The organism is Sphingomonas sp. CFBP8993, from assembly GCF_034044895.1.
Classification (GTDB): Bacteria; Pseudomonadota; Alphaproteobacteria; order Sphingomonadales; family Sphingomonadaceae; genus Sphingomonas.
This window is the reverse complement of sequence record NZ_JAXCWU010000007.1, coordinates 19,401-44,929: the sequence shown is the minus strand read 5'-3', so window position 1 is coordinate 44,929 and position 25,529 is coordinate 19,401. Positions and strand designations below refer to the sequence as shown.

Below are 25,529 nucleotides of genomic sequence, written 5' to 3'. Positions count from 1 at the left end.
GGACCTAAAAAACCACCAACTTTGCGCGTCGCCCGCGCCGGTTCATCCTGCGCTCAGCCGCCCACGGGCATCGGCCGCTTGTGGTCATGTCCAAAGCCCTGTAATTCGCGAGCCATCCCATGCCTCGCGCGTCGTCCCCCCGGTCCTCCCGGCCCCGCTCCTCCAAGCCCCGCTCTCCCTGGCGGCGCCGGATCGTCGTAACCCTGCAGATCCTGATCGGCCTGGCCGTGCTGGCGGTCGGTGCGCTGGCGATCGCTGTCTTCGTCGCCAAGTCGCAGCTGCCCAGCTTCGACGAGCTGAAATCCTCGCCCAACGGCCAGATGATCCGCGTCCATGCCGCCGACGGGTCGGTGATCGTCTCGCTCGGGCCGAGCTATGGCGAGTGGCTGCCCTATGACCGCATCCCGCTGGTCATGCGCGACGCGACCATCGCGGTCGAGGATCGCCGTTTCCGCGAGCATCCCGGCGTCGACCCGATCGGCATCGCCCGGTCGGTCCAGGTCCGCCTGGAAAAGGGCCGGTGGAAGCAGGGCGGCTCGACCATCACCCAGCAGATCACGCGCACCATCTTCCTGAACAACCAGAAGAAGTTCGGGCGCAAGTTCCGCGAGGCGATCCTGGCGCTGGCGATGGAGCTGAAATTCTCGAAGAACCAGATCCTCGAGCTGTACCTGAACAAGGTCTATTATGGCGGCGGCGCGTACGGCATCGACGCGGCATCCCGCAAATTCTTCGGCCACGGCGCGGACCATCTGAACCTGTCGGAGGCGGCGGTGATCGCGGGCCTGGTCAAGGCGCCGTCCAACTATTCGCCGACCGCCGATGCCGAGGCCGCCGTAGGCCGCGCGGGCGTGGTGATCGAGCAGATGGAGCGCAACGGCTTCATCACGGCGGGGCAAGCCGCCGCCGCCGATCCGCAAGCGCTGAAGCTGGCCCCCGAGCCCAAGCAGAATTCGGTCCGCTACTTCACCGACTGGGCGCTGCCGCAACTCGACATGCTGATCGACGAGCAGACCGCGCCGCTCGACGTATGGACCACGCTCGATCTGGGGATGCAGCGCGCCGCCGACAGCGCGATCCGCGCCGATGCGCCGCCGGGCACGCAAGGCGCGCTGGTCAGCCTGGACCGCGACGGCGCGGTGCGGGCGATGGTGGGCGGCCTCGACTACGTCTCGACCAATTACAACCGCGCGACGACGGCGGTCCGCCAACCGGGTTCGGCCTTCAAGCTGTTCGTCTATCTCGCCGCGCTGGAGGCGGGCCACAAGCCCGAGGACCAGGTGGTCGACGAGCCGGTCACCATCGACGGCTGGAGCCCGCGCAACGATTCGCGGCGCAATTCGGGCAACGTGTCCCTGCGCACCGCCTTTGCCTATTCGTTGAACACGGTCGCGGCCAAGCTGGGCCAGGAGGTCGGTTTCCAGACGGTCGCCGACATGGCGCGCCGCTTCGGTATCTCGACCCCGGTCAACACCCACCCCTCGATGGTGCTCGGCACCTCGGAAGTGCGCGTGATCGACATGACCAGCGCCTTTGCCAGCGTCGCGAACAAGGGGGTGAAGGTCACGCCCTATGGCATCACCAAGGTGACCGCGAACGGCCAGACCATCTACACGCATGAGGTGGACCGCAGCCGGGTGCTGGTCGCGCCCTATGTCGCGGCGCAGATGACTGACCTGCTGCAGACCGCGGTCAACACCGGTACGGGGCGTGCCGCACAGATCGGGCGACCGGTCGCGGGCAAGACGGGCACGACGACCAGTTCGAAGGACGGCTGGTTCCTGGGCTTCTCCAGCGGGATCACCACCGGCGTGTGGATGGGCCGCGACAATGGCAAGCCGGTCGCCGGGCTGCACGGCGGCACCGCGCCCGCCAAGGCCTTTGCCGACTATATGAAGATCGCCACCGCCAATCGTCCGATCGAGCAGTTCGAGACTCAGGTCACCCTGCCCGAATGGCAGCTGGAACCCGACGAGGAGAGCTATTTCGGCCAACCCGACGACGGTGTCCCGGCGGTCGATGCCGACGGCAACCCGCTGCCGCCGCCCACCGCGGCACAGCCCGACGACGGCAGCGAGGCGGTCGAGATCCCGACCCGCCGCGAACCCGGCAGCCCTGCGCCGATCCAGCAGCAACCGGGCACGCCGGGCCAGCCGCAACCGGCCCCGGACCAGCAGCCCGCACCACAACAGCGACTGGACCAGGCGTGGATCGACCGGGTGACCGGTCGCGGCAACGGGGCGGCCCCGCGTGGTGACGGGCGCGACGCACGGGTGCCCCCCGCGCCCCCGCGCGGTTCACCGCGTGAGCGTCAGGACGACCGACCGTACCAGTGAAGCCCCGCGCCATGCTGCCGCAACCAGGCGGTGGCGGGCGCCGGGTCCTCGCCCAGCAGCTCGGCGACGAGCGCGTGGAAGGCGGGGGCATGGTTCATATGGACGCGGTGCGCGACCTCATGCGCCACCGTCGCGCGGCGTACCTGGTCGGGTGCCAGGATCAGCCGCCAGCTATACCGGATCGCGCCGGTCGAGGCACAGCTTCCCCAGCGCGCCTTGGGATCGGCGACGCTGACCTTGGAAACCGCGACACCCGCGACGCGCGCGACCTCGGCCGTCTCGCGCGCCAGCACTTCCAGCGCCTGCCGCTTCAGCCAGGCCTCGACCCGGCGGCTGAGCGTTTCCAGCGGGCCCGAGGCGATCAGCCGGTTGCCCTCGCGCTGGATCACGCGGGCGCGCCCCTCCGCCCATTCCAGGCGCAGCACGGCATCGCCGAACGGGATGTCCGATCCCGGCACGAACGGACGCGGCCGGGGCAGGCGCGCGCGCTGCTCGGCCAGCCAGTCCTTCTTCTCCTCCGCCCAGGCCAGCGCCTTGTTCAGCGCGGCGCGCTTGGGCACGACCAGACGCGCGGTGCCGGTGGCGGGATCGACGCTCAGGCGGATGGTCTTGGCGGTCGGATGACGGACGACTTCGTCGATCACAATTCGCGGTCCACGACATGGTTTTCGAAATCGCCCGCATCGTCCTCGCTGATCGTCCAGCCGCGCACCGACTGTCCGGCGCGGTGGACGGCCTCGCGGTCGCCGCAGACCAGGTAATGCCAGTCGGGCAAGGGCTCGTTCGCGGCGCGCAGGCGATAGGCGCAGGTGGTGGGCAACCAGTCGATCGAACGGACATTGCCCATGGTCAGCCGCACGCACTCGCTGACATAGGCGCGGCGATGGCGGTAATTGGAGCATTGCCCACTGCGCCGGTCCAGCAGGCGGCACGCGACGTTGGTCGGCACCAGTTCGCCCGTATCCTCATCCTCCAGCTTGTGGATGCAGCATTTGCCGCAGCCGTCGCACAGCGCCTCCCACTGTGCGCGGTCGAGGCTTTCGATCGGCTTTTCCCAGAACCGCTCCATCAGCGCACCCACTGGTCCAGCGTCTTCGCCACCGCCTCGGGCCCTTCGTCCGCCGGGACCAGCGCCAGGGGCTTGTTGTCCGGGTCCATCAGATAGACCTGGCGGCTGTGGTTCACCAGATAGCCACCGCCCGGCGCAGGGTCGCCCTTGGCCGACCAGATGGCATAGGCCTTTTTCACCGCGTCGATCTGGGTGGGCGAGCCGGTCAGCCCGACGATGCGCGGGTCGAAGGCGGCGGCGAAGCGGCCGACCACCGCCGCCGTATCGCGTTCGGGATCGACGGTGACGAAGATCGGCACGATGGCCTTCGCCTTGGCCGGTGTGCGCTTGTCCAGCAGCTTCAGGCCCGCAGCGATCGCCTGCATGTCGGTGGGGCAGACATCGGGGCAGAAGGTATAGCCGAAATACATGACGCGGTAGCGCCCGGCGAAATCGCGGTCGGTCACGGTCCTGCCCCGGCCGTCGGTCAGCCGGAACGGCCCGCCGATCTTCGCACCCGCCAGCGGCGCCCGCGCGTCGGGTTGCCCGCCGGAGGGATCGGAGGAGCCGCAGCCCGCGACCAGCAGGGTCAGCGATGCCAGGAGAGGCAGAAATAATCGGGTCATGACGCCGATAGCCTTGCTGTGATAAATCGCCCGTTGCAAGCCATGGGTCCTCATTCAGGCCCTCATTCGGGCCCCCTGTCAGGAATGCCGTTCATGCCCTTTCGCCCCCTGTTCGCCGCCGCGCTGATGGCCAGTGCGCTTACCGGTGTCGTTGCCGCCCCCGCGTCGGCCCAGATGATGCAGTCGGAAAGCTACAAATTCCTTCAGGCGGTCCGCGAGGCCAAGGGCAACGACGTGACCAACATGCTGGACCGGCCGGGTGCCAGCATCATCAACACCCGTGACGTGACCAGCGGCGAAGGCGCGCTGCACATCGTCATCAAGCGCGGCGACGAGACGTATCTGCGCTTCCTCCTTCAGAAGGGCGCCGATCCGAACCTGCGCGACGGGCGCGGCAACACCCCGTTGCTGCTGGCGGTGGCGGGCGGCCAACCCGACATGATCCGCGTCCTGACCGCGGCCAAGGCCAATCCCAATATCGGCAATTCGGGCGGCGAAACCCCGCTGATCCGCGCGGTCCAGCGCCACGATATCGGCATGGTCCGCGACCTGCTGGCCGCCGGGGCCGATCCCGACCAGTCCGACAATGTCGCCGGGCTGACCGCCCGCGACTATGCCCAGCAGGACGCGCGTAACACCGCGATCGCCAAGCTGTTCGCCGACACGCCCAAGAAGACGCGCGCGGCGGTGGCCGGGCCTAAGTTCTGACCCGAAACATCCTTCCCGGCACTCGGCACATCCGGTGCCGGGAGGGATCAGATCAGCCCCAGTTCCACCAGCTTGCCGACCAGCACCGGCGGCATCGTGTCGATCCCGCTCGCCGCGCCGTCCAGATCGGGCGGGGCGTCCGCCGCCTCCAGATAGCGCCAGCCCTGATGCGCGCGGCGCGGCTGCGCCTGGACCAGCACCAGCGCGGGGTCGATATGGATCGCGCAGCGACCGCCCTCCGCCTCGCCGAACGACAGGATCGGCGAGCGCGCGATCAGCTGATGCTTCAGGATCCAGAACAGCGAACCCTGCCCCGCCACCTCCTCGTGCCGCTTGGGCAGATAGCGCGTGGTCAGGAATAGCGGCCCTTCCTGCGCCCGCATCTTCAGCCGTTCCGCCAGATGATCGATACTGGTCGCCCCGAATGCGACCTTGGTCAGATGAAGCGCCATGTCGACGGGCGATGTGGGGACGGCGGCATCGAAACGCCAGACAGACCCGGCATTGACTCATAAATCTACATATGTGACGTTACATGGATGAAGCGAGCCCGCCGTCCATCCAAACAGATGCTGACCCTGATGGCGGCGCTAGCCGACCGGGGCGGGCAGTGGTGGCATGGTTATGACCTGATGAAGCAGACCGGGCTGCAATCGGGTACACTCTACCCCCTGCTGATGCGCATGACCGAGCAGGGCCTGATCGAGGCCGAATGGCGCGCACCCGAACAGCCCGGTCGGCCGCCGCGCCATGCCTATCGCCTGACCGCCGCCGGGGTCGCCCATATCCGCGCGCACGCCGCGCCGATCGACGGCGCACTCGGGCTGGCCGGGGCATGAGGCGCACGCCCGCCCGGATCGCGATGACCGCCGCCTTGGCGCTGATGCACGAGCGCGAGCGCGACTGGGCAGAGGCCATGGCGATCGAATTCGACCAGGCCGAATGCGACGGACACGGCCTGGGCTTTGCGCTGGGGTGCGTGACGGTCGCCTTGCGCCGCCTGGCGACCTCGTCCGCCGGGTGGCATGTCCTGACCCGCTATGGGCTGGCGCTGGTGCTGCTGCTGCCCATGGCGCTGTTCCATCTGGGATGTGCGGTTCACGGCCTGCGGTACTGGCTGTTCGACACCGATCCCTATCTGGCCGTGCTGGAGGCCGGGAATGCGGGCCAGCGGATGATGGCCGTCGCCTATCGCAGCTGGTCGCCAGTGATCATGGTCGGGCTGGTCACGCTGGGGACGCTCCATATCCTGATCGCCTGGTGGATCACCGCCTGCGACTGGCGGCGGGCGGGCCGGGCGATGATCCTGGCGATCGTCATCGTCGCCGGATTGATGTTCGCCATCGCCGCGATCCATCCGACCCCTTGGGGCATGGCGCTGCAAGGCATCGCGCTGATCGCCGAGATACTGGCCGTTCCGATCCTGATGGCATGGGATCGGCGGCAGACCCGCTCTCCCATCGGTTAGGCTTCTCAAACGGAGACGTTTTCATGAACCATCGTCATTTGACGGGATGGCTGTGCCTGGCGGCCGCCATCCTGCCGCTGTCGGCCGCCTCCGCGCGGACCGGTGATCCGCTGGCCCTGGTCGATCGATTCGAGACGGCGCGGCGCGACTTCGACCCCGTCGCCCTGGCCCGGACGCTGGCACCGGAATTCGTCGAGATTTCGCCGCGTGGCGAGGTCGATCCGCGCGACGCGGTACTGGGTTTCTACACGCCCGATCAAAAGCATTCCGTCCCACCCATGGACAGCGACGAAGCCACCGTCCGGCTCGCAGGCGACACCGCGCTGGTGACACGACGCCTGTCGATCATCCTGCCGGGCGCGGGCGGCAAGCGTTCGGTACGGGCGCTCTATGTCGCGCATCGCACCAAGGCCGGGTGGCAGCTCCTGTCGGCCCAATACACGCCGATATCGCCTCCCGTGTCGAAATAGGACGGTTAAGAGGGGGAGGCACCGGTCTTCCCCCAACCGCCCATAAAAACCCGATAGTTTCTGCTTTCGATACTGACTTGCAATAACACCAGGCCGGTCATAGGAGGCCCCCATAACAGGGAGTTTCCGAATGCCGATCCTGATGCCGCTGATGGCCAGCGCCGCCGCCATCACCGCCCCGACGCCCGCTCCCGCGGCAACCGATCCGCAGGTCACCCGCGACGATATCGTCGTCACCGGCCAGCGTACCGAGGGCACGGACGACTATACGATCGAGGGGCAGACCACCGCGACGCGTATCCCGCTCACCCTGCGCGAGACGCCGCAGTCGGTCAGCATCGTCACCCGCCAGCAGATCACCGACTTCCAGCTGAACGACGTCAACCAGCTGCTGACGACGGTGCCCGGCATCAACGTCCAGGCGAACGAGACCGACCGCGTCTATTATTCGGCGCGCGGTTTCGACATCCAGACCTTCCAGATCGACGGCATCGGCGTCCCCTTCGCCTTCGGTATCCAGACCGGATCGATCGACACCGCCATCTATGACCATATCGAGGTGGTCCGGGGCGCGCCCGGCCTGTTGTCGCCGACCGGCAATCCGTCGGCGGTCATCAACTTCGTCCGCAAGCGCCCGACCAAGGACCTGCAGGCCAGCGCCAGCGTGCAATATGGCTCGTTCAACAGCCTGCGCCTGGACGCGGACGTCAGCACCCCGCTGACCAAGGATGGCAGCGTGCGTGCGCGCGGCGTCGGCGTGCTGTCCGACGCGGACAGCTATCTGGATCGCTATTCCCTGCGTCGCTGGACCGGATACGGCGTGGTCGAGGCGGACCTGGGCCCTGATACCGTGCTCAGCGGCGGTTACGGCCATCAGGATCACCAGAGCCACGGTGCGATGTGGGGCGCGCTGCCGCTGACCTATACCGACGGCACCCGCATCGACATGCCGCGTTCGACCAATGTCGCGCCCGAATGGGCGGGCTGGAACGTGATCGACCGGCAGATCTTCGGCGACCTGACGCATCATTTCGCCGGTGGCTGGGTCGCGCGGATCAGCGCGGTGCGCCGCGCGACCAGCGAAGCGGACGAGCTGTTCTACGTCTATGGCAATCCGGTGCGCGGCGCGCCCAACGGCATCGCCCCGGACCCCGCGAAGCCGGGGCAGTTCCTAGGCATCAAGAGCTATCCCGGAGCCTTCCGCGCGCAGACCCGCAACCTGACCATGGAAGCCTATGCCACCGGCCCCTTCACGCTGTTCGGGCGCGAGCATCAGCTGATGTTCGGCGTCAACCGCAGCGCGCAGGATTACAAGCAGGGGTCGTCCTATGATTATTCCAAGGTCGGCCTGACCCTGCCCTTCCCGGACCTGTTCCAGGGGACGTTCCCCAAGGTCACGTTCCCGACGCCCTTTTCGACCGACTATGCGTCGAGCCAGAACACCCAGACCCGTCGCGAGACCGCCTATGGCCTGGTCCGCTTCAACCTGGCCGATCCGCTGAAGCTGATGCTGGGCGGCAACGTCACCCATGCGCGCAGCGTCGGCTTTTCGTACGATGTCGACACCAATTACGACAATACGCGCTTCTCGCCGTTCGCGGGCGTCACCTATGACCTGAACCGGGCGCTGAGCGTCTATGCTAGCTATACGACGATCTTCAATCCGCAGGACGCGATCGGCCAGGACGGCCGTATCCTGGCGCCGATCAGCGGCAAGAATATCGAAGCGGGGATCAAGGGCGACTGGTTCGGCGGACGGCTGAACGCCAGCGCGGCGATCTTCCGCGTCCACCAGAACAATACCGCCGAGAGCATCGGCTTCGTCAATGGCCGCTTCGTGTCGCGCGGCGTGAACGCCAAGTCGGAGGGCATCGAGCTGGAGGTCGGCGGACGGCTGGCCGAGGGCGTGCAGGTCACCGGCGGCTATACATTGATGCGGGTCGAGGATCAGAATGGCGACGCGGCGCGCCTGTTCGTGCCGCGCAACACCGGGCGCCTGAACATCGTCTATTCGCCGCCTGCCCTGCCCGCGCTGAAGGTCGGTGCATCGGCCCAGTATCAGAGCGTGATCTATACCCAGACCCGCTCGGTACGGCAGGACGGCTATGCGCTGGTCGACCTCATGGCGAAGTACGACATCACCCGCCGCATCGCGCTGTCGGCGAACCTGCGCAACCTGACCAATGCGAAGTATCTGACCGCGTTGACCTTCGACGGCGGCTATTATGGCGCGCCGAGGTCGATCCTGGGGACGGTGACGGTCCGGTATTGAGGCACGGCCATTCCTCCCCGGCACGGGGAGGGGGACCGCCGCGAAGCGGTGGTGGAGGGGTGTAACCGCTCGCGAGGAAAGACCTCGCTGGCCGGGACACCCCTCCGTCAGGCCTACGGCCTGCCACCTCCCCTGCAAGGGGAGGAATATTTACAAACGAAAAAGGGCGCCGGTGGAAACCCACCGGCGCCCTTTCCTGATTTCCGGCGCTAGCCGTCAGTCGCGAATTACGCGGCCTGCGGCAGAGCGGACTTCGCCTGTGCGACGATCGCCTTGAAGGCTTCGCCCTCGTGCATGGCGATGTCGGCCAGGACCTTCCGGTCCAGTTCGACGCCCGCCAGCTTCAGGCCGTGCATGAACTGCGAATAGGTCAGGCCCTCGGCCCGGACACCCGCGTTGATGCGCTGGATCCACAGACCACGGAAGGTCCGCTTCTTAACCTTGCGGTCGCGATACGCATATTGACCGGCCTTTTCGACGGCCTGGCGAGCGATGCGGATGGTATTCTTGCGACGGCCATAATAGCCCTTCGCCTGTTCCAAAATCCGCTTATGCTTCGCCTTGGTGGTCGTGCCCCGCTTGACGCGTGCCATATCTTTCTACCCTTCCAGAAATCAGTTCAGGCCGTAAGGCGCCCAGGCCTTCACGGTCTTGGTGTCGGCATCGGACAGGACCGAGGTGCCGCGGTTCTGGCGGATATACTTGCCGTTATGGCTGATCAGGCGGTGGCGCTTGCCGGCGACGCCGTGCTTGAGCTTGCCGGTCGCGGTGAGCTTGAAGCGCTTCTTGACGCCGCTCTTGGTCTTGAGCTTGGGCATTTTTTTCCTTTCGCTAGAGCTAAGGCAGAAACGGCCGCGGCAGCCCTGATGGCCGGGCCGTTCGTGACACCTCGCTCGGGAAGCGGGCCGCTTAGACGAAGCGGCTCCGGATTGCAACCGATGGCCGATGGAATCGCCCAAGGAACCAGCGCCTCGCTCGGGCGCTTGAAGGCGCCATGGATCAGGCGCCAGCGGCCGACAGTTCCACGCATACCGACGCTGCCCGTGCGGGGTGGCGCCGCTGGGCGTTGCGAATCGCCATCGGCCTGATCACCGTCCTCGCCGCGATCTGGCTGGTGCTGTTCGTGACCAAGGGGCGCTTCCTGCGCCATTCCTTCGAATCGGTCGTCGGACGGCTGACCCACCGGACGGTCAGCGTGGACGGCGACTTCCAGCTGTATTTCGCGCCGTGGCGGATCAAGTTCGTCGCCGAGAAGATCGCGGTTTCCAACCCCGGCTGGGCGACCCGGCCCAATTTGTTCACCGCCGACCGAATCGATTCGCGGATCGCTCCGCTGTCGCTGCTGTTCGGCAAGCGACGCTTTACCTGGCTGGCCTTGACCAATGGCGCGGTCGATCTCGAATGGACGCCCGACCACCGCACCAACAGCTGGACGTTCAGCGAGAAGAAGGGCGGCAAGCCGCTCGAATTTCCGCGCATCGATACCGCCGAGATCAACGGCACCACGATCCGGTATCGCGATCCCCGGATGCGGGTGACCGCCGACCTGACGCTGGCCGATTTCCGGTCGCAGGACGCCCGTATCGGCCGGGCGGTGGGGGTGCGCGGCAAGGGCGTGATCCGCGAGACGCCCTTCACCGTCACCGCGCGGCTGCTGTCGCCCGACGCCACCGCCAATCGCGGCAAGAACGAACTGGTCGCCCGGATGCGCGCGGCGGGCAATATCGTCGACGTGACCGGCACCCTGCCCTCGATCGCGGCGGTCGAGAATGTGCCGTTGCGCACCCGTGCGCGCGGCAAGGACCTGTCGACGCTGCTCGAGGTGATCGGCGTCGTCATCCCGCGCACCCGTACCTATGACATCCATGCCCAGCTGGTGAAGGACGGTGACGTCTATCGCTTCACGGGCATGAAGGGGACGTTCGGCGACAGCGACCTGACGGGCAAGCTGACCGTCACGCATGGCGAGCGACTGCACCTCGATTCCGTGCTGGCGACCCAGAAGCTCGACATCATCGATGCCGCGCCTTTCATCGGCTACAACCCCGATATCGTCGCGACCAAGGGCGCGGAGGCCGCCGCCGCAGCTACGGGCGTGGGGCCGCAGCGGCTGTTGCCCGACGCGGCGCTGCCGGTCGCGACGATGCAGCGCTTCGACGCCGATCTGAAATGGACGATTCGCACCGTCCGCTCGCGGCGGGTGCCGATCTCCGACGTCGACCTGACCCTGGCGCTGGATCGCGGCAAGCTGACCCTGTCGCCGCTGAAATTCGCCATGGCGCGGGGGAATGTGTCGTCCGACCTGCTGTTCGATACGCGCCAGCGGCCCAGCCTGGTGCGCTACGACATCCGCCTGGCGCCGACTGCGCTCGGCCGGTTGCTGGCGGGTTGGGGCGTGGCGGAGGCCGGGACGACCGGCACGGTCAAGGGCCGGGTCCAGCTGACCGGACGCGGCGACACCATCCACGATTCGCTGGCCAGTGCGAACGGGCGCATGGCGTTCATCCTGCCCGCAGGTTCGCTATGGACCCGCAATGCGCAGCTGGCCGAACTCGATATCGGCACCTTCGTTCAGAAGATGTTCGAGAAGCAGTTGCAGGAGCCGGTGCGGATCAATTGCGGCCTGATCGCCTTTACCGTGCGCGGTGGCGTGGCGGCGGCGGATCCGATCCTGATCGACACGTCGAAGAACGTCGTCACCGGGCGCGGCGGCTTCAGCTTCCGCAACGAGGCGCTCGATCTGGCGGTGCGCGCCGATGCCAAGACGTTCAGCCTGTTCTCCGGCCAGTCGCCGGTCGGCATCACCGGGATCTTCGCGCATCCCGGCATCAACCCGATCAGCGGCGACCTGGTGGCACGCGCCGGGGCCGGGCTGGGGCTGGCCCTGGTCGCGACGCCGCTGGCGGGTGTCCTGGCCTTCGTCGATGTCGGCGACGCCAAGGCGGCGGCCTGCGGCCCGGTCCTGTCCGGCGCGCGGGCCAATGCCCAGCGGACGGTGAAGGGCGCGCCGCGCAATGATGTTGGACGCGGCACCACCGCCAAGGCCGAGGACGGAAAAGGCAATCCGGGCGAGGCCAAGTCGCAGCGGAAGAAGTTTCTAGGAATTTTCTAAAGAGCGTAGCGAACCGTCGACCAGCATGGTTTCAACATCTTGAATGTCCTGCTGACCCAGGCCGCGAGTGGCGTGCCCGTGTTCGATCGTAATTCCATCGGGAAGCCCAATTCCAGGCCATAGCGGGCTTGAAAGCGCACGCGGTAACCCACACCGTCCAATATGATTTCGCCCCGATCATCCGGCAAGACCGGGTCGGGCATCGGAATGGACCGTAGATTGCGGACCGCATCAGCCGCCACGGGGCACGTTTGGCTATTGGCCCACTGAATACGCGGCGCTTCGCCGTGACGTCGCGAGACAAGCCGCAAGGCGACACCGCTCGCGTCCCCACGGCCTTCGGTGCGAAGTATTTCAATCGTCTCCGAAACACCGGCAAGGGACGCCGAGTAGGAAAGATCAGCCCACACGTCCCCAGGCAAGGACAATGAATCAGCGGCTTGCAGAAACAGGGCGATTATCAGGTAAACGTCCTCATCCATGCGAAACGATCGGGCATCGGGCCTGTCGCAACGTCTTCTCAGAACTCAATGATCGTGATGATCATGCCCGTGCGGCACGTTGCGCAGCGCCTCCAGCACCTCTTCGGTGCGCGCCGGGTCGCCGATCGCGAGCACATGGCCCGCGCTGTCCGCCGTCAGCGGATCGCCGTTCCAATCGCACATGCGCCCACCAGCGCCCTCGACCACCGGCACCAGCGCGGCGAAGTCGTGCAGCTTCAGCCCGGATTCGCACACGATATCCATATGCCCACTCGCGAGCAGGCCGTAATTATAGCAGTCGCCGCCATAGACCGGGCCCTGGCGCGGGGACTGGCCGCTGACCGCAGTGACCAGCGCCATGAAGTGCGGCACATCCTCGTCGTCGAACAGATGCGGGCTGGTCGTGGCGATCGTCGCGCCGTCCAGCTCGCGACACGCCCGGGTCCGCGCCGGCTGTCCGTTGAACAGCGTCGGCCGCCCGGCGACGCCCAGCCAGCGCTCGCCCGCGATCGGCTGGTCGATGATGCCCAGCACCGGCCAGCCATTCTCGACCAGTGCGATCAGCGTGCCGAAGATCGGACGCCCCACGGTGAAGCTGCGCGTCCCGTCGATCGGGTCGAGCACCCATTGGCGCCCTGTCACGCCGTCCTTCACGCCATATTCCTCGCCGTGAATGCCGTCGCCCGACCGCTCGGCATCCAGGATACGGCGCATCGCCGATTCGGCCTCGCGATCGGCCAGCGTCACGGGTGATCGATCGGCCTTGATCTCCAACCCCATTTCGCGGCGGAAATACGGACGGATGGCGGCACCGGCGGCATCCGCCAGCCGGAGGGCAAGGTCGATATCGGTCGCATGTACGGGCATCGCGTCATTGATAGAATAGCGAGCCCGTATCAGCAATGGACGCCGTCGCTGGGACACGATAGGCGTCAACGTGGTTAATTGGAGAGGACTGGCGCAATGAAGGCTTGGGTAGGCATTCTTTTGGCGGTGGCAGCGGCAATGCCCGCGTCGGCCGCGTTGCGGCCCGGCACGACTGCCCCCGACTTCACCACGCGCGGCGCGGTGGCGGGCAAAGTCTTCACGCTGCACCTGAAAGACCAGCTGAAGAACGGTCCGGTCGTCCTGTATTTCTTCCCCGCCGCCTTCACCAGCGGGTGCAGCGCCGAGGCGCGTGCCTTTGCCGAGAAGATCGACGCCTTCAAGGCTGCAGGGGCGCGCGTGATCGGCATGTCGGCCGATCCGGTGGACAAGCTGGCCGCCTTCTCCAAGGCCGAATGTGCGGGCAAGTTCCCGGTGGCGAGCGCGGGCCCCGCGATCGTCAAGGGTTATGACGTCGCGCTGGGCCGTCAGATCGAGGGTCGCGACATCACCTCGCGCACCAGCTATGTCATCGACCGCAACGGCCGCGTGGTCTTCGTGCACGACGACATGAACCCGGCCGAGCATGTCGCCACCACCCTGGCGGCGGTGCGCGACCTGAAGACGCGTCGCTGATCCAGGGATCCGGGGCGGAGACATGACCTTGGGGGGCCAAACGGGCGGAAAAATGCAGACGGCGGCGCAAGGCGCCGGTGCGTCCGATCGGCTGTACGATCGGATCGGCCGGTTCCTGGACGACCATCGGCTGTCGCCCGATCCGGCGCATTATGCCTTTGTCCACGCGATCCTGACGGATCCGAACGGATCCTTGGCGCGCGCGGTCGAGGCGTTGATCGACGGCGGCGTGCGGCTGCACCGGGACGACATCGCCCGGCTGGGCGGCCCGGCGGACGCCGCCCGCCCCGCTCCGGCGTCGACCCCGCGTCCCCCCGTCGCGCGTAAGATCGCCCCGCCGCCCGAGGCGACCCAATCCGACGCCCTGGCGGAGCAGACGCAGAACCAGGTCGAGACCTTTGCCGCCGTCATCCGCGCGATCCAGGCCGGCACGTCGGAATTCGGGGCCGATCTGGCGCGCAACGCCGCGGTGATCTCCCGCGGCGAGAGCATCGGTCTGGCCACGCTGGCGCAACTGACCGGCGAGATGCTGGAGCGGGTCGATGCGGCCGAGAACCAGATGAAACAGGCGACGGCCGAGGCGGAATCGCTGCGCGAGAAGCTGGCCGAGGCGCGGGCGACCGCGCGGCGCGATCCGCTGACCGGGCTGGCCAACCGCCTGGCGTTCAACGAGGCGCTCGTCCACTGCTTCCAGGCCGGGCATGACTGCCATCTGGCGCTGTGCGATGTCGATCGGTTCAAGCGGATCAACGACGAACTGGGCCATGCGGTCGGCGACCGGGTGCTGCATTCGATCGGTGCCATCCTGGCCGAAGAGGGCAAGGGCCATATCGTATGCCGTCACGGTGGCGAGGAGTTCGCCATCCTGATGCACGGCCTGTCGAACGCGGAGGCGACCGCCCTGATCGACCGGGCCCGCGATTCGGTGCGCGAACGGCGGATGCGGGTGCGCGAAACTGGTGAGCCCGTCGGGGAGATCACCTTCTCCGCAGGGATCACCGCCTTTCGCCCCGGCGATACGCAGGAAACGCTGTTCGCCCGCGCCGATCTGCTGCTCTACCGCGCCAAGAACGAGGGTCGTGATCGCGCCTTGAGCGACGGGTGATTTTCCCGCCATGTGATGGCGGGAAACACTTCGGCCCAGTGGCGGATTTTCCCAATTTTTACGCGCCGAAAAACAATATCGCTAGAAAACAGCAGCTTACAGAACTGGCACGGACCCTGCGTAGTCCCTGGTATCGGACGCCAAATGGTTTGGCGACCGGATCACCCAGGGAGTTACCACCATGTTCGCTTCGTTCCAGACCCGCCAGATCCTCGTCTCGGTCGTCGGCGCGCTCGTCTTCGCCGGCCTCGCAATCACCTCGGCCGCCCCGATCTTTCCGATCGCCTGAGCGCGATCGTGCGCCATCGCCTGTACGGCCGGGCCATCCCCTGATCCGGGTGCCCGGCCGTTTGCGAGACGGATTTCAGGCGGTTGCGACCGCCCCGACCGGCCCGACCGGCGCCTCTTCATCCCGCGAATAGGTCCCCGTCAGCACCCCGGCGGCCAGCACATGGCCCGCCATCGCCTCGACCAGCGCGCTGCGGCCCGGCGTCTCTCCGCCGATATCGACCGTCGCATCCAGTGCGAATAGCTGAAACACGTAACGATGCTCGCCATGCCCGCGCGGCGGATCGGGCGGCAGCCAGCCTTCGCCCAGATAGGAATTGCGCCCCACATCCCCGTCCTCTGCCGAGCCGGGTCCATCGGCGACGATCGCCCCTTCGGCCAGATCCCCGGCGTGCGGCGGCAGGTTCCAGACGATGGCATGGACCAGCGGCTGCGGCGTCGGTGCATCGGCATCCTCGACCAGCAAGGCCAGCATCGCCGTACCCTCCGGCGGATCACCCCAGACGAGCGGCGGCGACACGCCCGCCCCATCGGCGGTGAAGCGTTCGGGCAACCGCGCCATGTCGCCAAAGGCCGGGCTGTCCAGCCGCATCGCGGCGGGAGGAGTCAGTTCGCGGCGGACCACCGCGATCGATTCGACCCCGGCGCGCCAACCGCTCATCGCCTTGCCCAGCCAGGCGGGCAGATGTTCGAGCATCGTCTTCTCCTCTATCGCGGCGCGACGGGTTCGACCCGTGTGCGCCATACGGTCAAAGTGTCGATCGCCCCCCGGCATTCCGTCATCCGCGCCGCTTCGAGCAGGCGGAAGCGCGAGCCGTCCCAGCCGAACGTCTGGGCATCGCCACAATCGCCCAGCCCCCGGCCCTTCCCCCAACTGGACAGGCGACCGGCGGGTGACCAGGTGACGTTGACCAGGATTTCGGGCTGGCCGGGATCGGGGGTCTCACCGAAATGATAGGCGAAGTCGAAGCTGGCGGGCGTCAATCGCCCGTCGCGCCAGATCAGCGGCTTGACGAGATAATTATAGGCCCCCGCGCCGCAGGACATCAGGACGAGGGTCGATCGCCGGTCGAGCCGGTGCGCGTCGGCGCTGAACGGACTGCCATCGTCCACCACGCAACCATAGCGACGGCGCGCTTCGGCGATGGCGGTGGCGGGAACACTGGCCGCGCCACGCGGCGGCGTGACGACATGCACCAACGGCAAGGCGGGCACCGTGCCGCGATGGCGGGCAGAGCCGCGCGCGATCAGCGCGGTGGTCGTGCCCGCGCGCTTCTGCCGGTCGTCCATATAGCGCAAGGCCGCCGCCGCACCGTTCAGCGAGACACCATGGCTGGTCGGGGTCAGGATCGCGGCGCGCCGCCCCCGGCCGATCGCCGCGACCAGCGCGGTGGCGGGCGCGCCCTGCCACATCCCCTCGCCATCGCGGTCGAGCGTGGTCGAGGCGACCGTGCGCCCGTCGACCCGGACGCTGGCGGTCTTGGCGCGGCCGGTCATGTCGCGCACCCGCACGGTCACGCGCCCCGCGCCGTCACGCGCGACGATCAGACCGACATCCTGAAGCGCGCTGTCCTGCGTGGCGAGCGACGCGCTCTCGCACGCCCGGCCATTGTCGCAGGCGACGATCCAGTCGCGAAACAGCTTCAAACCGCCCGGACGCGGCGAACTGTCCGGCGCGGCGGCTACGGCGGGTGCCGCGATCAGTGCCATCCACAGGACAGGGCTTGTACGAATCATCCCCGATCAACCCCTCTGCTGGCGATCCCGTTCCGAACCGGATAGGGCAACGCTAAACGGCTTTGTGCCAAAGAATCAGGAGTGTGTCGCCATGCAGTCAGTGGGGAAATCGGTCGGCGTGATCGGCGCCGGACAGATGGGCGCCGGCATCGCCCAGGTGTCGGCGGCGGCTGGCTATGCGGTGAGGCTGGCCGATGTCTCGCTCGACCGGGCCGAGGCGGGCAAGGCGGGTATCGCCAAGGCGCTCGACCGGCTGGTGACGAAGGAAAAGACGACGCGCGAGGACGCCGACGCGCTCCTCTCGCGCATCGAAGCGGTCGGCACCCTGTCCGCCATGGCCGGGTGCGAGCTGGTGATCGAGGCGGCGACCGAGCGCGAGGCCATCAAGCGCGCCATCTTCGAAGAGGTGGGCAAGGGCATGTCCGACACCGCGATCCTGGCGACCAACACCTCGTCCATCCCGATCACCCGGCTGGCGCAGGCCGCGCCCGATGCAGGGCGATTCGTCGGCGTGCACTTCTTCAACCCGGTGCCCGTCATGGGCCTGATCGAGCTGATCCGCGGCCTCGCCACCGCGGACGAGACGGTGGCCAGGGTCGAATCGTTCGCGCAGGAACTGGGCAAGCGCGTCGTCCATGCCAATGACGCGCCGGGCTTCATCGTCAACCGCGTGCTGATGCCGATGATCAACGAGGCGATCTTCGCGCTGGGCGAGGGCGTGGCGACGATCCCCGATATCGACGCGGCGTGCCAGCTGGGGCTCAACCACCCGATGGGCCCGCTGACGCTGGCCGATTTCATCGGGCTCGACACCTGCCTGGAGATCACCCGCGTGCTGTTCGAGGGCACGGGCGACCCCAAGTTCCGACCCGCCCCCCTGCTGATCAAATATGTCGAGGCGGGCTGGTATGGCCGCAAGACCAGGCGCGGATTTTACGATTACACCGGTGCCGAGCCCGTGCCGACGCGGTAGTAAATTCCTCCCCATCTTCGATGGGGAGGGGGACCGCCGCGAAGCGGTGGTGGTGGGGCGAGGGGCTTGCCCCTCCACCACGCTCTACGAGCGCGGTCCCCCTCCCCAAGCATAGCTTGGGGAGGATCTCAGAATGCCCCGTGCACCCGCAGTGCGAGTATCTCGGCGGGCCCACGATCGCGATTGTAGCCCGGATTTTCCACGAACTGCGCGTCCAGCGTCACCGCGAGCGCTCGGGTCAGCCCGACATCGTAATAGGCCTCGGCAATCTCCTCCGCCCCCGCATTGGGGAGCTTGCCGTCGCCGACCAGCACGCCCAGGCCCCCCGCCGCCAGATAGCGGCGATGCTCGGCCGAAATGCCGTTGGCGATCAGCGCCAACCCGACCCGGTCCTGCGCGCGGCCCCAGTTCCTGCCGTTCAACGACGCGCCCAACTGGGCGGTCCGGTCGATATCGGTGAAGTCATAGGGCTCGATCGACCCGTCGCTGACCCCGATCCGCGCGAACAGGCCCAGCGTATCGGTCAGCGCCTGGTCCATGTTCATATAGCCGCCGACCCGCGTCATCCGCCGCCGGGTGAAGGACGGATCGACCGCCCCCCCATTGGCGGCGGCATAGGCCAGCGCCTCGTCGAAGCGGCTGAAATTGCCCCGGTTTCGGAAGAAGCCGACACGCACCGATCCGGGCCGCCCGGCAAGGCTGTGGCGATGCTCGACCTCGGCGTCGAGCTGATACTGGCCGAAACCATGTTCCAGCCGTTCGCCATTGGGTACGGTGGACAGGTTGAACAGGCCGGTGCGGAGCGTCCAGTCGCCGCGATAGAGTTCGGCCGCCAGCCCTGTGGTATAGCCCCAGGCATCGGCGGCATAATCGAAGCTGCCGGTATCGACCGCCGACCAGTTCAAGAAATCGCCGCGCGGGTCATGCGCATAGGGGTTGGTGTCGAACACGTCCCCGACGCCGAACTTGCCGATGGTCAGGACGACCCGGTCGACCGCACGCGACCCGCCAAGCTGGTTGGCGACGCCCGCCACCGCCTCGCGCCCGCCGCCCAGCCCGATGGTCTGGCGGAAGAATACGCGTTGCAGCCGGAAATAGGGTTCCGCCTTGCCGACCTTATAGGCCTCCGCGCTTGGAAAGCCCGCGACACCCAGCGTGTTGGACAGGCCGAAGCCCTGGTCGATTTCCGGATTTACCCACAGCTCGCCGCCGTTCCACGGCCGCGCGCCGATGAAGGCGGTGACGTCGGTGGTCTCCCTCACCTGGCGCGGGGTCAGGCTGTTGGGGCCGATATAGGGCGAGGCAAAGCCGCCCACCCCTTGCGCGACGAGGGTGGCTTGGCCGTGGATGGCGAAGTCTTCCGGCGGGGCGTCCTGCGCGAAGGCGGCGCGCGCGACGAGGAACAGGCCGCACAAAGCGGCCCGCGAAACGATACGGATCATGACGCTATCCCCGGATCAGGCGGATGGGCGGGTGCGGCGCATCGCCTGCGGCCGGGTTGACGCGACCAGGCGCAGCAATCGCGCGCGTTCACGGGGAACGCTCGCCATGACGGTGGCGAGGGAATGGGCGCGGACATGCGCGCGGAACAGGGTACGGGTCATGGCAGACCTCCTTCGGGTTCGTGTGGTCGAGCCCGGCGGAAGGTCGGCGAGGAACGGCGTTAGCGGGCCGACATCGTCGACCCCGTCAGGCCCGTCAGACGGTCGGCAAGAACATGGACGCCGAAGCGTCTACTGTCCTCGTCGCCGGACAAGGGACTAGATCGGGGCATTATGATCCTGTTTAGTGAGTCGGCCACGAGCGCGGCCGACAGGGCGCCCATAGCGCGCTTGTGATGGGGATCAACCCCGGAAAACTCTATTCCTCCCCCTTCCAGGGGAGGAAAGAGGCTTAACCGATCAGCAGGCCCGCCAGCGCCGCCGACATCAGGTTGGCGAGGCTGCCCGCGATCAGCGCGCGGATACCCAGGCGGGCGATCGTCGGGCGCTGGTTCGGGGCGAGACTTCCCGTCACCGCCATCTGGATCGCGATCGACGAGAAATTGGCAAAGCCGCACAGCGCGAAGGTGACGACCGCGACGGTGCGCGGCGACAACTGCCCGGCCTGCTTGCCAAGGTCGATATAGGCGACGAACTCGTTGAGCACGATCTTCTCACCGAAGAGGCCGCCCGCGATCCCCGCCTCGTTCCACGGCACGTTGAGCAGCGCCATGATCGGCTGGAACACATAGCCCAGCAGCGCCTGGAAGCTGAGGCCGGATATGCCGACCAGATTGCCCAGCCCCCCCAGCAGGCCGTTGGCGAGCGCCACCAGTGCGACGAAGGCCAGCACCATCGCGCCGACCGCGACGGCCAGCTTCACGCCGGTCTGCGCACCCTGCGCCGCCGCCATGATGATGTTGGCGGGCTTTTCCTCGTCGTGCGTGGCCTCGGCCAGCGCGATCCGCTCGTCCTCGATCACGTCGCCCAGCGGCAACTGGCCCGCGGGCGGCTCCATCCGGTCGGGCATGATGATCTTGGCCATCAGGATGCCGCCGGGTGCCGCCATGAAGCTGGCCGCCAGCAGATATTCGATCGAGATCCCCATCGAGGCATAGGCCGCCAGGATCGTGCCCGCCACGCCCGCCATGCCGCTGGTCATCACGGTGAACAGCTGCGCCGGGGTCAGCCCCGCCAGATAGGGGCGGATGACGAGCGGCGATTCGGACTGGCCGACAAAGACGTTGGCCGCCGCGCAGAGCGATTCGACCTTCGACACGCCGATCACCTTCTCGATCGCGCCGCCCAGCCAGCGTACGACCAGCTGCATGATGCCCAGATAATAGAGGATCGAGACGAGGGCGGCGAAGAAGATGATCACGGGCAGCGCCTGGATCGCGAAGTTGCGGCCCAGCGGATCGGATGCCAGCGCGCCGAACAGGAACTTGGTCCCCTCATTCGCATAGCCGAGAAGGCCCGCGACCCCGCCCGACAGCCATTGCAGCACCCGCTTGCCCCAGGGGACATAGAGGACGAGAACCGCGATCCCCGCCTGGAGCGCGAACGCCGCGCCGACGACGCGCAGGCGGATCGCCCGCCGATCGGTCGACAGGGCGACCGCGATCGCCAGAATGACCAGAATACCCGCGATACCGATGGCAAAACGATTCATGCGCGCTGCTTAACTATCCCGCTTGGGGCTGAGACCATGACGCGGCCCCCCGGCTGCGCGAAGAACGATCATACGCATGGAGCGGCACGACCGCCATAGTTTTGATCGGAGGGCGGTTTATGCCGCCATGCGCCGCAGGCGGGGTGGCGTCAGCGCAGGCTGACCGTCACCCCGTCGATCACGAACTGCACCGCCAGCGCGGCGAGCAACACGCCCAGCACGCGGGTGATCACCGCCTCGATCTTGGCGCCCAGCAACCGCATCAGCGGCCCCGCCGCCAGCAGCGCGACGAGCGTCAGCAGCAGGATCGACACCATCGCCGCCAGCACCACGATCGAGGCCTGAAGCCCCGAATTGCGGCTCATCAGCAGCATGACGGTCGCGATCGAGCCCGGCCCCGCGATCATCGGCATCGCCATCGGAAAGATCGAAACGTCCTCCGCCTCGTGCGGATCGTCGGCGACCTTGGCCGCACGGTCCTCGCGCCGCTGGGTGCGCTTCTCGAACACCATCTCCAGCGCGATCAGGAACAGCATGATGCCGCCCGCGATGCGGAACGCCGCCATCTCGATGCCCAGGCCGTGGAGCAGCGCCTCGCCGAACAGGGCGAAGACGAACAGGATGACCGAGGCGACCATGACCGCGCGGATCGCCATCGCCCGGCGATGCTGCGGCGTCGCCCCTGCGGAAAGGCCCGCATAGATCGGTGCGCAACCAGGCGGATCGATCACCACGAAGAAGGTGATCAGCGAGGAAATGAAGAGTTCGAGCACGACCTTACAGCGCCGTCTGGTCGATCGCGACGCCCTCGCGCCGTCCGGCCGAGACCAGCGTGTTGCGCAGCAGGACCGCGATCGTCATCGGCCCGACGCCGCCCGGCACCGGGGTGATCGCCCCGGCCCGCTGCGCCGCCGTGTCATATTCGACGTCGCCGACCAGGCCCGTCTCGGTACGATTGATGCCGACATCGATGACGCTCGCGCCCGGCTTGATCCATTCGCCCTTCACCAGCCCCGGCACGCCGACCGCCGCCACGACGATATCGGCGCGGCCGACCACTTCGGCCAGGTTGCGGGTGCGGCTGTGCGCGACCGTTACGGTGCAGCTTTCGCCGAGCAGCAGCTGCGCCATCGGCTTGCCGACGATGTTGGAGCGGCCGACGACGACCGCATCCATGCCCGACAGGCTGGGATGGATGCTCTTGAGCAGCATCAGGCAGCCGAGCGGTGTGCAGGGCACGAAACCCTCGCTGCCCGTCGCCAGCCGCCCGGCATTGACCGGATGGAAGCCGTCGACATCCTTGTCGGGGTCGATCGCCTGGATCACCGCCTGCGCGTCGATCTGGCCCGGCAGCGGCAGCTGGACGAGGATGCCGTCGACGGTCGGATCCTGGTTGAGCTGTTCGACCAGCGCCAGGAGCGTCGCCTGGTCGGTATCGACGGGCAGGCGATGCTCGATGCTCTCCATGCCCGCCTCGCGCGTCGCCTTGCCCTTGGACCGGACATAGACGCTGGAGGCCGGATCCTCGCCGACCAGCACGACCGCCAGGCCCGGCGCGCGGCCTGCCTGTTCGCGGAAGGTCGCAACCTGGGTGGCGATGCGGGTGCGGAGGGCGGCGGCGAACGCCTTGCCGTCGATGATCGTGGCGCTGGTAGTCATGGCTGACCGCCATAAAGCGCCTGCGCGATACGCGCCAGTGTATGCGGGTCCCCCGCGACGTGCAGCCGCTTCAATCGCGCGGTTTCGCCCGCGATGATGCTGACGGCGCGCTTGGGCACCCCGAAATGCTTCGCGACCAGCGGGATCAGCGCCGCATTGGCCGCGCCGTCGACCGGAGGGGCCGACAGGCGCGCGGCGAAATGTTCGTCCGTGCCCGCGCTCAGCGCATCGCGCCCACCACGCGGCGTGACCCGGACCGCGATCCGGATCCCGTCATCGCAGGGGCTCCATGCGGGCATCAGCCGACGACGACCGCGCCCCCGTACATCGCATTGGCGATGGCGGTATCCAGGATCTTGCCCAGGATGATCACCGCCAGCAGCACGACCATCGGCGACAGGTCGAGCGCGCCGAAATCGGGCAGGATGCGCCGGATCGGGCGATAGAGCGGATCGGTCATCTTCTGCAGCGCATACCAGACCGACCGGATGAAGTCGTTCGAGGTGTTGATGACGTTGAACGCGATCAGCCAGGACAGGATCGCCTGCACGATGATGATCCACCAGACGACGTTGAGCAGAATCTGTAGGATCTGAAGGATGAGGACCAACGCAGGGAGCTCCCATTTGCAATTCGGCCATATCTAGGGTGCGGGGAGCCCGGGGGCAACAATCGTGCGCGGTGGTCCTGACGCAGGCGGAACGAAGTTCCGATTCGCGCGTCGGACGGGGATGACACGGGAGAGGGGATGGCCGCGCCGGACGCGGGTGTTGGTCGGGTTGCTGGTTGGGCTCCCCTTGCTGTTCCTGTTGATCCTGGCGGTGTTTCCCTGGGGTATGCTGCGCGGCGCGGTGTGTCGCGCGGCGACCGAGCGGTTCGGGCGACCGGTGACGATCGGCTCGGTCCACCGCGTCGACGGCATCGGCTTTCACCCCACCATCGCGGTCGAGGCGCTGAAAATCCCGCAGGCCGGATGGGCGGGACGGGGCGATTTCGCGGCGGTGGAGCGGGCCGAGATCCGCTTCTCGGTCTGGCCGCTGTTGCGCGGGGCGTTCGTGCCCGAAGACATCCGGGTGTCGGGCCTGCGGCTGGCACTGGTCCGCGACAAGCAGGGCCGCACCAACTGGTCGCGCCCCGGCGAACCCGAAGAAGGTGGCAGCGCGTCCGATCTGCAAGGACTGACCGTCACCGATGGCGTGGTCCGCTACCGCGACGCCAAGGAGGATCGTGAGGCGATCCTGAAGGTCGCCGCCGACCCGGATCGCGGCGTCCGCGCCGAGGGGGAGGGCCAGGTGCGCGGTGCGCCGGTGCGGATCGCCTTCACCGGTGCGGCGGTGAAGCCCGGCCCCTGGCCCTTCACCGCCAACATCACCGGCGATCAGCTGGTCATGAAGGCCGTCGGCACGATGGACCGTCCGCTCGACACCGATGCGATGTCGCTGGACCTCTCCGCAAAGGCGGACGACCTGAAGCGGATCGACGCGGTGATCGAGGCCGGGCTGTTCCAGACCCGCGCCGTCCAACTGACCGCGCATGTCCGCCACAAACGCCCGCGCTGGACGATCACGGACCTGAAGGGTCGAATCGGCCGCTCCGACCTGACCGGACGGCTGACCGTCGACAAGAAGGGCGGACGCACGCTGCTCAATGGCGACGTGGCGGCCGGGCAGCTCGATTTCGACGACCTGTCCTCCGCGCAAGGTCGCGCCGAGGCCGCCGCGCTCGAAAGGCGGATCGGGCCGCGCCTGGTGCCCAACACACGGATCGATATCGGCAAGATCGACACCACCGACGGGACGATCCGGTTCAAGGCGGGCCGGGTGGTCAGCGCGCAGGGTGCCTCGCCGATCACCGGCCTGTCGGGGCGGATGACCATGGATCATCAGCGGCTGACCATCAGCGACATTCGCCTGGCCCTGCGCGAAGGCGTGGTGACGGGACAGGCGGTGGTCGACCAGAGCGGTGGGGCGAAGGTGCCGCGCCTGTCGGTCGACCTGCGCCTGCGTGGAGCGAGCGTGTTGTCGCTGTCGGGCGAGACGCGGATCACCGGCCGGGTCGCGGCACGCGCGGTGCTGGCGGGCATGGGCGAGACGGTGCGTGCGGCGATCGGGCGGGCGGACGGGCGGATCGGACTGGTCGTCGCCAACGGCACCCTGCCCGATCGTTATGCGACCGCGCTGGGCTTCGACGCCGGCGCGGCCTTCATGGGCGATGGCGGCCAGACGAGCCTGCGCTGTCTGGTCCTGGGCGTCGCGATGACCAACGGCACGGGACGCGTCGCGCCGCTGATCGTCGATACCTCGCGCAGTCGGCTGGACGGGACGGGGACGGTGCACTTTCCCGACGAGCGGCTGGCCCTGCGCCTGACCGGTGCGCCGAAACAGGGCGCGACGCTCCGGCTGGCAGGGGCGGCAACGGTGGGGGGCACGCTGCAGCAACCCGATCTGGTGATCCCGAAAGAGGTGAAGTCGGTCGGCAACATCTTCAAGTCGATCGGCCGGGCGATCACCGGTGATACCGGGCCGAAGGCGCAGAATGCGGCGTGCGGGGCGCTGGCGCGGCAGGTGCTGCGGTAACGCCTCGATGCTCCAT

At 67.6% G+C, this 25,529-nt stretch carries 28 protein-coding genes; 11 read left to right on the top strand and 17 right to left on the bottom strand.

Features of this window, described 5'->3' with window-relative positions; all coding sequences use genetic code 11:
* The first annotated feature begins 119 nt into the window (after positions 1-119).
* Positions 120-2,336, top strand: coding sequence for a transglycosylase domain-containing protein (locus tag SOM26_RS15175; protein WP_320453559.1), 2,217 nt, complete (start codon positions 120-122; stop codon positions 2,334-2,336).
* On the opposite strand, the gene SOM26_RS15170 is transcribed toward SOM26_RS15175, so the two are convergent.
* Genes SOM26_RS15170 through SOM26_RS15160 form a run of 3 tightly spaced genes read right to left on the bottom strand, consistent with a single transcriptional unit; the run spans position 2,312 to position 4,010 of the window.
* A complete protein-coding gene (locus tag SOM26_RS15170; protein ID WP_320453558.1) occupies positions 2,312-2,980 on the bottom strand; it encodes a M48 family metallopeptidase in 669 nt (222 codons plus the stop codon). The genes SOM26_RS15175 and SOM26_RS15170 overlap by 25 nt on opposite strands.
* Positions 2,977-3,405, bottom strand: coding sequence for a YcgN family cysteine cluster protein (locus tag SOM26_RS15165; RefSeq protein ID WP_320453667.1), 429 nt, complete (start codon positions 3,403-3,405; stop codon positions 2,977-2,979). The genes SOM26_RS15170 and SOM26_RS15165 overlap by 4 nt, the downstream gene beginning before the upstream one ends.
* Positions 3,405-4,010, bottom strand: coding sequence for an SCO family protein (locus tag SOM26_RS15160; protein WP_320453557.1), 606 nt, complete (start codon positions 4,008-4,010; stop codon positions 3,405-3,407). The genes SOM26_RS15165 and SOM26_RS15160 overlap by 1 nt, the downstream gene beginning before the upstream one ends.
* Positions 4,011-4,103: 93 nt before the next feature.
* Between SOM26_RS15160 and SOM26_RS15155 the strand changes: the two genes are divergently transcribed.
* Positions 4,104-4,718 (top strand): ankyrin repeat domain-containing protein, encoded by a 615-nt coding sequence (locus SOM26_RS15155; RefSeq protein WP_320453556.1) that lies wholly within the window; start codon positions 4,104-4,106, stop codon positions 4,716-4,718.
* Positions 4,719-4,765: 47 nt separating this feature from the next.
* On the opposite strand, the gene SOM26_RS15150 is transcribed toward SOM26_RS15155, so the two are convergent.
* Positions 4,766-5,170 (bottom strand): DUF1489 family protein, encoded by a 405-nt coding sequence (locus SOM26_RS15150; protein ID WP_320453555.1) that lies wholly within the window; start codon positions 5,168-5,170, stop codon positions 4,766-4,768.
* An 87-nt stretch (positions 5,171-5,257) separates the two neighbouring features.
* On the opposite strand from SOM26_RS15150, the gene SOM26_RS15145 reads away from it, so the two are divergent.
* The 4 genes from SOM26_RS15145 to SOM26_RS15130 all read left to right on the top strand — a co-directional run bounded on the left by SOM26_RS15145 (position 5,258) and on the right by SOM26_RS15130 (position 8,928).
* Positions 5,258-5,557 carry a PadR family transcriptional regulator gene (locus SOM26_RS15145; protein ID WP_320453554.1) on the top strand — a complete coding sequence of 100 codons (300 nt, stop codon included), beginning with the start codon at positions 5,258-5,260 and terminating at the stop codon, positions 5,555-5,557.
* Positions 5,554-6,186, top strand: coding sequence for a hypothetical protein (locus SOM26_RS15140; RefSeq protein ID WP_320453553.1), 633 nt, complete (start codon positions 5,554-5,556; stop codon positions 6,184-6,186). The genes SOM26_RS15145 and SOM26_RS15140 overlap by 4 nt, the downstream gene beginning before the upstream one ends.
* Before the next feature lie 23 nt (positions 6,187-6,209).
* A complete protein-coding gene (locus SOM26_RS15135) occupies positions 6,210-6,656 on the top strand; it encodes a nuclear transport factor 2 family protein (RefSeq protein WP_320453552.1) in 447 nt (148 codons plus the stop codon).
* Positions 6,657-6,786: 130 nt separating this feature from the next.
* The gene (locus SOM26_RS15130) at positions 6,787-8,928 is read left to right on the top strand and encodes a TonB-dependent siderophore receptor (RefSeq protein WP_320453551.1); all 2,142 of its coding nucleotides are present in this window, start codon (positions 6,787-6,789) and stop codon (positions 8,926-8,928) included.
* A gap of 227 nt (positions 8,929-9,155) precedes the next feature.
* On the opposite strand, the gene rplT is transcribed toward SOM26_RS15130, so the two are convergent.
* Both rplT and rpmI read right to left on the bottom strand, forming a co-directional pair.
* Complete coding sequence (rplT, locus tag SOM26_RS15125; RefSeq protein WP_320453550.1) at positions 9,156-9,521, bottom strand: 50S ribosomal protein L20; 366 nt, start codon at positions 9,519-9,521, stop codon at positions 9,156-9,158.
* 21 nt (positions 9,522-9,542) lie between these two features.
* Positions 9,543-9,746 carry a 50S ribosomal protein L35 gene (rpmI, locus tag SOM26_RS15120; protein WP_007406658.1) on the bottom strand — a complete coding sequence of 68 codons (204 nt, stop codon included), beginning with the start codon at positions 9,744-9,746 and terminating at the stop codon, positions 9,543-9,545.
* A gap of 176 nt (positions 9,747-9,922) precedes the next feature.
* On the opposite strand from rpmI, the gene SOM26_RS15115 reads away from it, so the two are divergent.
* Positions 9,923-12,040, top strand: coding sequence for an AsmA family protein (locus tag SOM26_RS15115; protein ID WP_320453549.1), 2,118 nt, complete (start codon positions 9,923-9,925; stop codon positions 12,038-12,040).
* On the opposite strand, the gene SOM26_RS15110 is transcribed toward SOM26_RS15115, so the two are convergent.
* Entirely contained in the window at positions 12,037-12,522 is a 486-nt protein-coding gene (locus SOM26_RS15110) for a hypothetical protein (protein WP_320453548.1), read from the bottom strand. The genes SOM26_RS15115 and SOM26_RS15110 overlap by 4 nt on opposite strands.
* 45 nt (positions 12,523-12,567) lie before the next feature.
* Complete coding sequence (locus tag SOM26_RS15105; protein WP_320453547.1) at positions 12,568-13,389, bottom strand: inositol monophosphatase family protein; 822 nt, start codon at positions 13,387-13,389, stop codon at positions 12,568-12,570.
* 96 nt (positions 13,390-13,485) lie between these two features.
* Here SOM26_RS15105 and SOM26_RS15100 point away from each other — a divergent pair, with 96 nt between their 5' ends.
* Both SOM26_RS15100 and SOM26_RS15095 read left to right on the top strand, forming a co-directional pair.
* Positions 13,486-14,022 carry a peroxiredoxin gene (locus SOM26_RS15100; RefSeq protein WP_320453546.1) on the top strand — a complete coding sequence of 179 codons (537 nt, stop codon included), beginning with the start codon at positions 13,486-13,488 and terminating at the stop codon, positions 14,020-14,022.
* 52 nt (positions 14,023-14,074) lie between these two features.
* Positions 14,075-15,127 carry a GGDEF domain-containing protein gene (locus tag SOM26_RS15095; RefSeq protein ID WP_320453545.1) on the top strand — a complete coding sequence of 351 codons (1,053 nt, stop codon included), beginning with the start codon at positions 14,075-14,077 and terminating at the stop codon, positions 15,125-15,127.
* A gap of 364 nt (positions 15,128-15,491) precedes the next feature.
* On the opposite strand, the gene SOM26_RS15090 is transcribed toward SOM26_RS15095, so the two are convergent.
* Together SOM26_RS15090 and SOM26_RS15085 are read right to left on the bottom strand one after the other, a co-directional pair.
* Entirely contained in the window at positions 15,492-16,112 is a 621-nt protein-coding gene (locus SOM26_RS15090) for a YbhB/YbcL family Raf kinase inhibitor-like protein (protein WP_320453544.1), read from the bottom strand.
* An 11-nt stretch (positions 16,113-16,123) separates the two neighbouring features.
* Positions 16,124-17,125 carry a DUF1176 domain-containing protein gene (locus SOM26_RS15085; RefSeq protein WP_320453543.1) on the bottom strand — a complete coding sequence of 334 codons (1,002 nt, stop codon included), beginning with the start codon at positions 17,123-17,125 and terminating at the stop codon, positions 16,124-16,126.
* 118 nt (positions 17,126-17,243) lie between these two features.
* On the opposite strand from SOM26_RS15085, the gene SOM26_RS15080 reads away from it, so the two are divergent.
* Positions 17,244-18,125 (top strand): 3-hydroxyacyl-CoA dehydrogenase NAD-binding domain-containing protein, encoded by an 882-nt coding sequence (locus tag SOM26_RS15080; RefSeq protein ID WP_320453542.1) that lies wholly within the window; start codon positions 17,244-17,246, stop codon positions 18,123-18,125.
* 128 nt (positions 18,126-18,253) lie between these two features.
* Here the strand turns inward: SOM26_RS15080 and SOM26_RS15075 are convergent, their stop codons facing one another.
* The 7 genes from SOM26_RS15075 to SOM26_RS15045 all read right to left on the bottom strand — a co-directional run bounded on the left by SOM26_RS15075 (position 18,254) and on the right by SOM26_RS15045 (position 23,547).
* Positions 18,254-19,567: a carbohydrate porin gene (locus tag SOM26_RS15075; protein ID WP_320453541.1), complete on the bottom strand. Its 1,314-nt coding sequence runs from the start codon at positions 19,565-19,567 to the stop codon at positions 18,254-18,256.
* Between the two features lie 15 nt (positions 19,568-19,582).
* On the bottom strand, positions 19,583-19,729 hold the full coding sequence (locus SOM26_RS15070; RefSeq protein ID WP_320453540.1) for a hypothetical protein: 147 nt from the start codon (positions 19,727-19,729) through the stop codon (positions 19,583-19,585).
* Between the two features lie 289 nt (positions 19,730-20,018).
* On the bottom strand, positions 20,019-21,278 hold the full coding sequence (locus SOM26_RS15065; protein WP_320453539.1) for a NupC/NupG family nucleoside CNT transporter: 1,260 nt from the start codon (positions 21,276-21,278) through the stop codon (positions 20,019-20,021).
* 149 nt (positions 21,279-21,427) lie between these two features.
* Positions 21,428-22,051 carry a MarC family protein gene (locus tag SOM26_RS15060; protein ID WP_320453538.1) on the bottom strand — a complete coding sequence of 208 codons (624 nt, stop codon included), beginning with the start codon at positions 22,049-22,051 and terminating at the stop codon, positions 21,428-21,430.
* Between the two features lie 4 nt (positions 22,052-22,055).
* Positions 22,056-22,937, bottom strand: coding sequence for a bifunctional methylenetetrahydrofolate dehydrogenase/methenyltetrahydrofolate cyclohydrolase FolD (gene folD / locus SOM26_RS15055; protein WP_320453537.1), 882 nt, complete (start codon positions 22,935-22,937; stop codon positions 22,056-22,058).
* On the bottom strand, positions 22,934-23,236 hold the full coding sequence (locus tag SOM26_RS15050) for a DUF167 domain-containing protein (RefSeq protein WP_320453536.1): 303 nt from the start codon (positions 23,234-23,236) through the stop codon (positions 22,934-22,936). The genes folD and SOM26_RS15050 overlap by 4 nt, the downstream gene beginning before the upstream one ends.
* Positions 23,236-23,547 (bottom strand): YggT family protein, encoded by a 312-nt coding sequence (locus SOM26_RS15045; protein WP_056438920.1) that lies wholly within the window; start codon positions 23,545-23,547, stop codon positions 23,236-23,238. The genes SOM26_RS15050 and SOM26_RS15045 overlap by 1 nt, the downstream gene beginning before the upstream one ends.
* Positions 23,548-23,704: 157 nt before the next feature.
* Between SOM26_RS15045 and SOM26_RS15040 the strand changes: the two genes are divergently transcribed.
* Entirely contained in the window at positions 23,705-25,513 is a 1,809-nt protein-coding gene (locus tag SOM26_RS15040) for an AsmA family protein (protein WP_320453535.1), read from the top strand.
* Positions 25,514-25,529: the final 16 nt, after the last annotated feature.

Excerpts from the sequence above, each read along its gene's own strand:
- SOM26_RS15175 (WP_320453559.1), top strand. The coding sequence starts at position 120 with ATGCCTCGCGCGTCGTCCCCCCGGTCCTCCCGGCCCCGCTCCTCCAAG.
- SOM26_RS15165 (WP_320453667.1), bottom strand. The coding sequence starts at position 3,405 with ATGGAGCGGTTCTGGGAAAAGCCGATCGAAAGCCTCGACCGCGCACAG.
- SOM26_RS15160 (WP_320453557.1), bottom strand. The coding sequence starts at position 4,010 with ATGACCCGATTATTTCTGCCTCTCCTGGCATCGCTGACCCTGCTGGTC.
- SOM26_RS15155 (WP_320453556.1), top strand. The coding sequence starts at position 4,104 with ATGCCCTTTCGCCCCCTGTTCGCCGCCGCGCTGATGGCCAGTGCGCTT.
- SOM26_RS15150 (WP_320453555.1), bottom strand. The coding sequence starts at position 5,170 with ATGGCGCTTCATCTGACCAAGGTCGCATTCGGGGCGACCAGTATCGAT.
- SOM26_RS15145 (WP_320453554.1), top strand. The coding sequence starts at position 5,258 with ATGAAGCGAGCCCGCCGTCCATCCAAACAGATGCTGACCCTGATGGCG.
- SOM26_RS15140 (WP_320453553.1), top strand. The coding sequence starts at position 5,554 with ATGAGGCGCACGCCCGCCCGGATCGCGATGACCGCCGCCTTGGCGCTG.
- SOM26_RS15135 (WP_320453552.1), top strand. The coding sequence starts at position 6,210 with ATGAACCATCGTCATTTGACGGGATGGCTGTGCCTGGCGGCCGCCATC.
- SOM26_RS15130 (WP_320453551.1), top strand. The coding sequence starts at position 6,787 with ATGCCGATCCTGATGCCGCTGATGGCCAGCGCCGCCGCCATCACCGCC.
- rplT (WP_320453550.1), bottom strand. The coding sequence starts at position 9,521 with ATGGCACGCGTCAAGCGGGGCACGACCACCAAGGCGAAGCATAAGCGG.
- rpmI (WP_007406658.1), bottom strand. The coding sequence starts at position 9,746 with ATGCCCAAGCTCAAGACCAAGAGCGGCGTCAAGAAGCGCTTCAAGCTC.
- SOM26_RS15115 (WP_320453549.1), top strand. The coding sequence starts at position 9,923 with ATGGATCAGGCGCCAGCGGCCGACAGTTCCACGCATACCGACGCTGCC.
- SOM26_RS15110 (WP_320453548.1), bottom strand. The coding sequence starts at position 12,522 with ATGGATGAGGACGTTTACCTGATAATCGCCCTGTTTCTGCAAGCCGCT.
- SOM26_RS15105 (WP_320453547.1), bottom strand. The coding sequence starts at position 13,389 with ATGCCCGTACATGCGACCGATATCGACCTTGCCCTCCGGCTGGCGGAT.
- SOM26_RS15100 (WP_320453546.1), top strand. The coding sequence starts at position 13,486 with ATGAAGGCTTGGGTAGGCATTCTTTTGGCGGTGGCAGCGGCAATGCCC.
- SOM26_RS15095 (WP_320453545.1), top strand. The coding sequence starts at position 14,075 with ATGCAGACGGCGGCGCAAGGCGCCGGTGCGTCCGATCGGCTGTACGAT.
- SOM26_RS15090 (WP_320453544.1), bottom strand. The coding sequence starts at position 16,112 with ATGCTCGAACATCTGCCCGCCTGGCTGGGCAAGGCGATGAGCGGTTGG.
- SOM26_RS15085 (WP_320453543.1), bottom strand. The coding sequence starts at position 17,125 with ATGGCACTGATCGCGGCACCCGCCGTAGCCGCCGCGCCGGACAGTTCG.
- SOM26_RS15080 (WP_320453542.1), top strand. The coding sequence starts at position 17,244 with ATGCAGTCAGTGGGGAAATCGGTCGGCGTGATCGGCGCCGGACAGATG.
- SOM26_RS15075 (WP_320453541.1), bottom strand. The coding sequence starts at position 19,567 with ATGATCCGTATCGTTTCGCGGGCCGCTTTGTGCGGCCTGTTCCTCGTC.
- SOM26_RS15070 (WP_320453540.1), bottom strand. The coding sequence starts at position 19,729 with ATGACCCGTACCCTGTTCCGCGCGCATGTCCGCGCCCATTCCCTCGCC.
- SOM26_RS15065 (WP_320453539.1), bottom strand. The coding sequence starts at position 21,278 with ATGAATCGTTTTGCCATCGGTATCGCGGGTATTCTGGTCATTCTGGCG.
- folD (WP_320453537.1), bottom strand. The coding sequence starts at position 22,937 with ATGACTACCAGCGCCACGATCATCGACGGCAAGGCGTTCGCCGCCGCC.
- SOM26_RS15050 (WP_320453536.1), bottom strand. The coding sequence starts at position 23,236 with ATGCCCGCATGGAGCCCCTGCGATGACGGGATCCGGATCGCGGTCCGG.